Annotated in this window: 1 protein-coding gene; it reads right to left on the reverse strand. The window is 42.8% G+C overall.

The features are described from left to right. Window positions 1-227 precede the first annotated feature (227 nt). A complete protein-coding gene (locus DSBG_RS21465) occupies window positions 228-1,418 on the reverse strand; it encodes an IS256 family transposase (protein ID WP_068967041.1) in 1,191 nt (396 codons plus the stop codon). Between the last annotated feature and the right edge of the window lie 118 nt (window positions 1,419-1,536).

Genomic DNA, 1,536 nt, shown 5'->3' on the forward strand with positions numbered 1-1,536 from the left:
TGTCAATAATTTTTCGCAAAATTAATATCTGCTTGGTTAAATAATTTAGTTAACGGTGACCCCATATTAAGACTTGATATGGGGGCGGCGGATGCTACCCTTAAGGTTTGGGATGGGGCTTACCTTAAAGGAATACATCATATGAGCCTCATCCCACGACCCATTGAAGCATCCGACGTAGGGTCCCATGTCAAGTCTACCCCAGAATGTCCGGATGGTTCTGGAAATTAACCGGCCACTAGGTTATTTTCTTTGTTCAGTTCCTCAAGATGTTTCATGCTCATATAAAGCTTTGTTCCCCAATCCTTGCTGGCTACATATCTTAGACGAGCGCATACCAACATCAAAGCAGAGTTTCCATCGGGAAAGGTACCCACGACACGGGTTCTGCGGCGAATTTCTCGGTTCAGCCTTTCGATGACATTGTTACTACGAAGTTTTGACCAGTGGGCCTGAGGAAAATCCATGTAGGTTAAGGTCTCCAAAATACTGTCTTCAACCTTCTTAGCGGCTTCTTTTAACTTCAGATCCCGAAGTTTGGTTACTACGACAGCTGCTTTCTCTTTGGCTGCAGTTTTATCCTCTTGGGCGTGGATTGCCTTAAGCATGGCCGCTACTTCTTTCATCTTTGAACGTGGGGTTACTGAGAATACGTTTCGGTAAAAATGAACATTACAGCGTTGGAATTTGGCGTTAGGAAAGGTTTCGTTGACTGCTTCCAGTAGTCCCAGGCATTTGTCACCGATAAATAATTGGGTTCCTGAAAGTCCACGCTCTTTTAAGCTTTTCAGGAATTCTTGCCAACTTACTTTATCTTCTTTCATTCCCTCAGAAGCTCCTATGACCTCTCTGTAACCGTCTTCATTGACCGCCATGGCGATCAGGATCGCTACGTTCTCATACTCGCCACCCCAGTTGCGTTTTAGATAGATGCCATCAATATAAACATAGGGATACTTGCCTTTTAACGGTCGATTACGCCATGTATCAATGTGACCATAGACTTTTTTGTTTAACTGGCTGACGGTTCCGGCAGAGACTTTGCTGCCCCATAGGGCTTCGGTTATATCCTCCACACGCCGGACAGAAACTCCTGCTAAATACATTTCAATGAGAGCTTCTTCTACTGAACTTTCCCTACGGCGGTATCGCTCAATGATGGCAGTTTCAAAGGCTACACCTTTTAGCTTAGGCATTTTTAACTTAACTTCTCCAGAGGTTGTCGTTAGATTTCGCTCATAATGCCCAGATCGATAGCCTTTACGTTCTTCTGTACGCTCATATCGACTGGCATTTGTTAGCTCCGCCGCTTCTTGTTCCAATAAATTGTTGAGTGTTTCCTCCACACTATTGCGTACTAATTCCTTTAACTCCTGCTTTATTGCGCCTTCATTTAAGTGTATAATTTTCTCAGACATATTCGCAGCTCCTTTTTGGTAGATTTTGTGTGGTAACTTTATCTTACCAAGCAGTTGCGTTTATGTCCTTATTTATTTGGACAAAATTTTATATTTGCGAAATTTATAATACCTTATC

Origin of the sequence: Desulfosporosinus cupriresistens, from assembly GCF_001707885.1 — a bacterium.
Taxonomy (GTDB): Bacteria; Bacillota; Desulfitobacteriia; order Desulfitobacteriales; family Desulfitobacteriaceae; genus Desulfosporosinus.

Bases quoted from the DNA above. Each gene is read 5' to 3' on its own strand.
- DSBG_RS21465 (WP_068967041.1), bottom strand. From the start codon at position 1,418: ATGTCTGAGAAAATTATACACTTAAATGAAGGCGCAATAAAGCAGGAG.